4 protein-coding genes and 1 pseudogene are annotated in these 8,363 nt (G+C 38.3%); 2 read left to right on the top strand and 3 right to left on the bottom strand.

The genetic code is table 11. From position 1 onward, the window contains the following. The 3 genes and pseudogenes from CER18_RS09155 to CER18_RS09150 form a co-directional block, all read right to left on the bottom strand. A pseudogene (locus CER18_RS09155) lies at window positions 1-247 on the bottom strand (DnaB-like helicase C-terminal domain-containing protein); the annotation flags it as partial. Between the two features lie 123 nt (window positions 248-370). Then, entirely contained in the window at window positions 371-508 is a 138-nt protein-coding gene (locus CER18_RS10130; protein ID WP_180299425.1) for a hypothetical protein, read from the bottom strand. A 72-nt stretch (window positions 509-580) separates the two neighbouring features. Further along, complete coding sequence (locus CER18_RS09150) at window positions 581-886, bottom strand: helix-turn-helix domain-containing protein (RefSeq protein ID WP_100129679.1); 306 nt, start codon at window positions 884-886, stop codon at window positions 581-583. Window positions 887-1,038: 152 nt separating this feature from the next. Here CER18_RS09150 and CER18_RS09145 point away from each other — a divergent pair, with 152 nt between their 5' ends. Next, entirely contained in the window at window positions 1,039-1,569 is a 531-nt protein-coding gene (locus CER18_RS09145; RefSeq protein WP_100129678.1) for a helix-turn-helix domain-containing protein, read from the top strand. Window positions 1,570-3,047: 1,478 nt separating this feature from the next. Beyond that, window positions 3,048-8,363, top strand: a 5,316-nt coding sequence (locus tag CER18_RS09140) for an autotransporter outer membrane beta-barrel domain-containing protein (protein WP_245410096.1), incomplete at its 3' end; no start/stop codon positions are given.

Raw genomic sequence — 8,363 nt, 5'->3', positions numbered from 1 at the left:
CCCGTCGCATATCAGAAGAAGAAACCTTTGTTTGTTCTGAGATAATACGGGTTGCAAGCTGTTCTGTTGACATTTCAAGGGAGAAGAAACCAACAATGCCCCCTTCACTGGCTTGGCTATCATCATGACGCTTACAAGCATTGGCAATGTTAAAGGCAATATTGGTTGCAAGGGACGTTTTACCCATCCCAGGGCGCCCTGCTAGAATAATCAAATCAGATGGTTGCAACCCGCCCATTTTTTCATTCGGATCGGGACATGCCGAAAGCTACCACTCACGGCTTTTAAAGAACAGGAAAGCATCATTTGTAGCCGTTCAGCTTCCGAATACGGATTAAAAATTTCTCTTTTTGCCTCGGGCGTCCATAAATTATAAGCAGCAACCATAACCACCCCCGATAAAGAAAACTTGACCAGCTAATCTTAAAAAACAACCCATCCAAACGGCTGCTCCATGATGCAACTCTATGCAATTTATCTTGCCTATTTCGTATTGATCTTTAGACATTGATAAACCTTTTCATCTTATGGTAATAAATTCATGGCAAATGCGTATGACACACGCAAAGCCAACACAGTTTTAAGCAGCGTTACCACGCAATGTGGAATGTTTTATCGAACCCGTATGAGCGTGTTTTGCTGCTTTAAAAATGCGACGGCGACTTTTGGGGTAGCGGTCACTAAAAACCTGCTCGACGGGCAAGCCGATAAAATCGGCAATGGCACGTTCGGCTTTCTCGTTAGACCGTGTCCAAATGTGTTGAACACTGGATGAGGAGAGTTGATAAGCTTTCGCGAGCTCCGCCAAGGTCATGTTACGGCGGCGTAGCTCAGCTAAAATACTACGGCGATCCCATACTTGAATGCATGTTTGTGTGGTTGTCATAACTTTCGCTCCTGCTTTAAACGGATGCTGCAACATCCGTTTTTTGTGGGGTTAAATGTATAATAAACGCCCTCAATAGCGAGCGGTAATATGTAATTAATTCATTTTTTATGTTTACAAAACACAAAAAAATGAATTAATGAGGCATTTTTTTGGCTCGTCCCGATTCAGACCCCAAAACACCATTGGCAAAACGCCTACGTGAAATAAGACGAATACTCGGAAATGAAGAACGCGGTGCTTTTGCAAAATCTCTTAATTTGGCAAAAAATACGCTTGCAAATTATGAGCTTGGTATAAATGAGCCACCAGCATCTATCGCAATTGCCTATCATAAAATTTATGGTGTAGACTTTCATTGGCTTCTCACTGGAGAAGGCGAAATGTTTACAGACATGGCAAAAGCAAAAGCAGCAGGTTTTAAACCACAAACGATCCCTGCTGGACTCATGAAAAAACTAGGTCGCATAGCTTATACAACCTATCGCGATGCAAATATAAAACTCCCCCCTGAAAATATAGCGGAATTAGCGGCAGAGCTTCGTATAAAGTTGCAAGAGCTTGTTCAAGACATCAACGACACAGAAGAAGTCGAGGCAACTTTCCCTCTTCTTAAAATTCATTTAAAGCGTCAAATAGAAGCTGAAAGTGCACATCTAGAAACCACACAAGATACGGCTTAATGCCTCTCTAAAATCAAAAATCGATATGAAAATCTTTTTACATTAGAAAAATTACATAACTATTTGATTTAAAATTATATATTACCTCTAAAAATAGATAATCATCAATAGGTGAAAATCTTTTTTGCTTTTTGGGTCATTTTTTGTTGATTTTGGAGTCGATTGAACTTTTGGATTGATTTTTTTCAAAGGGTCTTCAAAGGCGGTTTTCCGGGCTTTCACAGACTTTTTAAAAATCTTCAAAGGATTTTCAAAGACCTTTCAAAGGCTTTTCTCATTTTTACAATGAAAACGCGCTTTTTACCATTTTTCGCATTTTTTGATCATTTTAGGTGTCAAAATCTATTTTGACAAAACGCGCATTTAATGCTAAATTTTATTCATAAAAACAATAAATTATCACATATTCCTAACTAATCCCACCTCTTCCCACTTAATGCAAAACCTAATGTCAAACTACAATCAATTTATTTTTTTTCGAAGGATTTTTAAGGGGTTCTCAAAGGGGCTTCAAAGACCTTTCAAAGATCATTTAAAACCTCTTTAATGAGTCTTTATTTTTCTCTCTTAAAGGTCGCAATTTTTGATGATCAATCATTGAGCTGGAATCGTATTATTTGAGAAGCAGCGTATATAAGATGTATTCACCTCTTTGAGCATAAATTGACTGATCGTTTTTCCGTATCCCAAGTATATTATTCAAGTACATTAATTATAAAGAGAAGCGTTTAAGGAATTCGGTCAACCTAACCCTTTGATTTTCTGTCACTGAAAAGGTTTCTTTTTCGCTTGTTTGGAGCTTCTAGGGTGATTTCTGTTATGTATCCGCTTTGTTTCTCATTAAAGCAACTTTTCTCTCATGAACCGATCTATTAACGTATTATTAATAAAAAGTTTCTAAAAATATTTTTTCATTTTTCCCTCAGAAATTATGTCAAAAGTGCAAAATAATGATTGCTCGCTACAATTTATAATCTCGATGCGATGAACATTTAGAGCCTTCTGCCTCAAACGCTTTCATTTATTGAAATTTATTGCATGCAATATGTTTTTCTTGCCATATATCAACATAACATATCTCGACCAAAAACTTGGAAATGTTGGTATGGTATCAAATATCTCCATAAAAAAACACATAAACAACGCACATAATAGCATTATATTTGAACAATAAGCCCTTTTTGCATTAAAGCCAAACACATTCAATAAAAAGCTTTTCGTAAATAATTCAAAGTAAATTAATAATAAAAATGCATATGATATCATCATATACTCTAATACTTTCTAAACATAGTATAAATATTACTATAAATACATTATGAAATTAATTATATTTTTTGAAAAAATGACTTTAATTTTGACAGAAAAGGTAAAATAAATTATTGATGAGCAATTAACGAAAAACAATATCTATTTTCTATTCTTCTTTTGAAGTCTGCGGGGAAATGAATATTGGGGGCTTTAAAAGGAGAGTATTCGTGTATAAAAAATCCCTTCTGTCATCTATGGCGACAGCAGCTGTTGTGCTGTTTAATATTCAATTCAATGTCCATGCTAAATCTCTTGAAGTTTCTGGAGCAGAGCAAGAAATCACTGGAGAAACCGGAAAAGCCTATGAAATTATTCATGCAAAAGAAGGTGGAAAAATCACCGGTGAAAATTTAACAATCACCGGAAATAAAAACACCAGCGAAGGATCGGCCATTTCTCCTCCAGGATCATCTTCTTTAGAAGCACCAGCTGCTGTAACAGCTGAAGGCAAAAACAGTGTGATCAAATTAACAGGAGATAAAACAACCATCAAAGGAACTGACTTTGATATTATTCTAGGTCTTGAAGCAAAAGACAACGGCATAATCAATATAACCGGTGGAACAGTAAATGTAAAGGAAGTAGCATTATTTGCAGGTTATGGCGGACATATTACGGTCAAAAATGTTGTTCTGTCAGCGAAAAATGACGAAGGGTTTGGTGTAGTCGTCGCTGGTGGAGATAAAAGCATAATTGAACTGCAAGAGAATACAAAAATTGAAAATGCTGTAGTCGGATTAGCTGCAAACAACAATAGCACGATCAAAATGACCGGAGGATCTATTACAGCTTCTGGAGGGGGAGCTTCTTTCTTCAACAGTAAGAGCGATGCAAACGAACTGAACGGAGTGACAATATCCAGTAATAATGAAGGCCCACTGCTATGTGGAATCAACGCAGACAAAAGCATAGTCACATTAAAAAATGTAATCCTCACTAACGCGGAAAAAGGCATATTTGCGAATAATTCTAAACTAGAAGTTTTTGGAGGAAAATTTAATGGAAAATACCAAAGTGTGCACGCTTTAAACGGTGGCTCCATTATTTTAAAAGATGGTGCTACAATTACATCAACTGATGGAACAGGGCTCCTTGCAGAAAGTAAAAACTCCACAATTAAAATAACGGGGGGAAATGTAACCGGAAATCAAGCAGCATCGCTTGCAAAAAATAAAGGATATATAGAGGTTAAAGATGCTACTTTAAAAGCGACAGGAGACAAAGGAACCGGTGCAGGTGCTAGCGATTCTGATAGCGTAATTAAATTAAGTGGAAATACAACAGTTGAAAGTACTTTTGTTGGCCTTGGTGCAGCGAATGGCGGCAAAGTCGAGATGACTGGAGGAACAGTAACAGGAAATCAAGCAGCATTATCTGCAATACAGGGTGGACACATCGAGGTCACGGATGTTTCTCTAAAAACAAATATCGAAGGATTTGGTGCACAATCTATCGGCCCTAACAGCATGATTGAATTGCACGGAAACACAACAATTGATGATGCTATAATCGGACTTTTTGCACAAGACGGCGGTGCAATCAAAATGAACGGTGGTTCTATTACAGTATCTACAACTGATGTTTCTACAGTTGGTGCGAGCTTCTCAAACAATAGTAAAGGAAATGAGCTTGAAAATGTGACAATATCAAAAAAAGAAAGTGATACATCCTCATTATTGGGAATAAGCGCCATCAATAACAGTCAAGTCACTTTAACAAATGTAACTGTCTCTCAAGCAACAAATGCCATAGTTGCAGATCATGAAGCGACAATAACAGTCTCTGGAGGAGAGTTTGACGCAAAAAATGCAACTGTAAAGTCTTACAACAACAGTATCGTTACTTTAACCAACGATGTTCAAATTACATCATCTGAATTCCTCGGAATCTGGGCAAACGACAATGGTGCAATCAGCATGACAGGCGGAACCATTAAAGCTTCTCAAATCGGTGCTACCTTTGAGAACAGTAAGAGAGAAGAAAACAGACTGGAAAATGTGACAATATCGAGCGTTAAAGATGATGCACAACTAACCGTAGGGATAGCTGCAAATAAAAGTACCGTCGCTTTAAAAAATGTAAAAGTCTCTCAAGCAACGAATGCCATAGTTGCAGATCATGAATCTACAATAACTGTCTCTGGAGGATCATTTGACACAAAAGATGCAACAGTAGCTTCTCACAACAACAGTATCGTTACTTTAACAAACAATACTCAAATTACATCATCTAAAGCCCCCGGACTCTGGGCAAACAACAATGGTGCAATCAGCATGACAGGCGGAACCATTAAAGCTTCTCAAATCGGTGCTACCTTCGAGAACAGTAAGAGAAAAGAAAACAGTCTAGATGGTGTGACAATATCGAGCGTTAAAGACGATGTACGACTAACTGTAGGGGTAGCTGCGGATAAAAGTACCGTTACTTTAACAAATGTAACCGTAAAACAAGCAGAAATCGCTATAGGTGCAAATGATCAATCGACAATAACAGTCTCTGGAGGATCATTTGACGCAAAAGGTGCAACAGTAATTTCTGACAACAACAGTATCGTTACTTTAACCAACAATGCTCAAATTACATCATCTGAAGCCCCCGGACTCTGGGCAAACAACAATGGCGCAATCAGCATGACAGGTGGAACCATTAAAGCTTCAATAATTGGTGCTACCTTTGAGAAAAGTAAGAGAGAAGAAAATAGACTGGAAAACGTGACAATATCGAGCGTTAAAGATGATGAACAACTAAACGTAGGAGTATCTGCAGATAATAGTACTGTCGCTTTAACAAATGTAACTGTAAAACAAGCAAAAAATGCCATAGTCGCAGATCATGAATCTACAATAACAGTCTCTGGAGGATCATTTGAGAGTGAAAGCGATGCAGTATATGCAAAACAGGGAAGTTCCATTACTTTAAACAATGCGACAGTCACATCATCTCAGGGAGATGGTGTCTATGTGGACGATTCAGACTCAAAGATTGTAATGATAGGAGGAAGTATAGCAACGAAAAATGAATATTCTTCTGCATTGCTTGCAGAAAAAGAAGGTGTCATCAATACCACAGATGTTACACTCACAACAGATGGTATAGGAACCGGCGTGGTTGCATTTGGTAAAAGCATCATTGAATTGCATGGCAATACAACGATTAATAATACTTTTAACGGTCTTAGAGCAGTTGATGGTGGCAAAATCACCAGCGAAAATTTAACAATTACTGGTGGAAAACCAATCAACTCGGGGGAAGATACAGAACGCTCTGGTCTAACGACGGAAAACGCTGAGAGTGAAATTAACTTAACGGGCAAAACAATCATTCAAAATGTTGATGAAGGTCTTTATGCAGACGGTGGAAGCAAAATCACCAGTGAAGATTTAACAATAATCGGTGGTGAGAGCGAAAAAATAACCAGTGCCGTAGGCTCGTGGGAGCCTGAGAGCAAAATTGAATTAAATGGTAACACAATTATCAAAAATTTTGATATTGCTCTTGGTACATCCGGTGGTGCTTCAATTAAAATGAAAAATGGCACTAAAAATGCAATAGACGCAAAAAAAGTTGCGCTATCCACAACAGGCATGGGAAAGATTGACCTAGCAAATACTTTTGCAAAAGCAGGAAACATAGGTCTGCAACTGATGGCTTTATCAAAAATCAATACAGATGAATTAAATGATCTACAAACATATGAAAACAATGAAATCAATCTGACCAATACCAATATTCACGTTGATGATGGTACAGGAATTCTTGTTGGAGCTATTGCTGAAAAAAACATTGAAAATAGTCCCGTGCTATCAATCGGTACAGTTAATCTCAAAGATTCAGAAATTCATGCGGATGTATTATTAGGCAGTGGTGTTTTTTGGGATACAATCTCTTGGAAAGAGAAAAATATCTGGAATGATGACACCATAAAGGAAATTTCCACCGGTAGTTTCACATTAAATGCAGATCACTCTACTTTAGAAGGCAGAGCGAACATTGCAAAAGAGAGAAACGTACACTTTGACCTGAAAAACGGGACACAATGGATCTTAAAAAATAGCGCACAAGAAAAAGATGCTGATGGTAATCTGCTTGATATTGCTCAAAGGTCACGCTCTGATATTTCTGTTCTGGGCCTCAATGACAGTTCTATCGTTTTTCAAGAGCCAACAGAAAATCATTACCACACATTGCATATAGGCTCTGGAAAACCTGATACCAAAGCCGTTTATAATGCAACAGGCGATGCACGGATTTATTTCAATACAAAATGGAGTGATGGCGGCTCTGTCATGGATGATCAAAAAACTGATCGGCTTATCATTCACGGCGATGTTTCAGGCTCCACAACAGTTTATATCAAAAGCGATTTAGGAGATAAAGACAGTGTTATAAATGCTTCCGATCCTTCAAACAGTGGTGGGATTTCACTGATCCAAGTTTCTGGAAAAGCTGATGAAAATTCCTTCAAATTAGCCCATGGCTATACCACAAAAGGTGGTTCGCCTTATAAATATACGCTAACCGGTTACGGATTAGAATCAAGCCATGGAAAAGCCGATATTGAACAAAGTCTCTTTGATGAAAAAGATGAAAATTTCTGGGATTTCCGCTTACATAAAGAATTTCTTGGTCCCAATTCAACAGTAGAAGCACCTGTAGCACAAATGGCAAGCTATTTGGTCATGCCCAATGCTCTCTTCTATAGTGGATTGACGGATATGGCGAAACAAAATGCCTTGTTAGCAAATATGAGAACATCTGTCGCAGAAAAAGGACAAGGACAAAGCAACGGCTTCTTCTTACACACCTATGGAAGCACAGGAACCTTATCATCCGCGCGGGGACCACTTGAATATGGGTATGGTGCTCGTCTTCGCTATGCCGCTCTCCAAGGAGGGGTTAATTTTGCAGCACTGGAAGGACATAATACCACAACGCATTTGGGTCTTTTAGGCACCTACGGACAACTTTCTTTCACGCCAAAAGATATGAAAGACGCTGGAAAAAGCACGATGGATAAATGGTCACTCACAGCCTATGGAACCATACAACATGACAATGGTTTCTATCTTGATGCGCTGTTATCCTATGGCTTCCTAAAGGGAAAGATCACCAATGCCCTCATTGGGACAACCGCAAAATTGAAAAATGCCAAAATGTTGTCGATCTCCACAACTGTTGGCAAACAATTTGCAACCGGTATTCAAGGCGTAACGTTTGAGCCACAAGCACAACTTGCCTATCAACATTTGATGTTTGATACCATTAAAGATGCTGATAATCTGACCATTGACATGCAAAATCCTTCTCAATGGTTGATCCGTGTTGGTGGACGTTTAACGAAAACCGTTGCCAGTGAAAACAGCCGTCCTATGTCTTTTTATGGAAAAGTAAACTTGATCAAAACCTTTGGTGATGATCAGGCGCTCCATATTGATAAAGATTATAAACGTGACCCTATGGGTTCTTTCCTTGAAGGTGGCGGC

The organism is Bartonella tribocorum, assembly GCF_002777915.1.
Taxonomy (GTDB): Bacteria; Pseudomonadota; Alphaproteobacteria; order Rhizobiales; family Rhizobiaceae; genus Bartonella; species Bartonella tribocorum_A.
The sequence above is the reverse complement of the archived record's forward strand: the minus strand, read 5'-3'. Positions and strand labels throughout refer to the sequence as shown.

Bases quoted from the DNA above. Each gene is read 5' to 3' on its own strand.
- CER18_RS10130 (WP_180299425.1), bottom strand. From the start codon at position 508: ATGTCTAAAGATCAATACGAAATAGGCAAGATAAATTGCATAGAGTTG.
- CER18_RS09150 (WP_100129679.1), bottom strand. From the start codon at position 886: ATGACAACCACACAAACATGCATTCAAGTATGGGATCGCCGTAGTATT.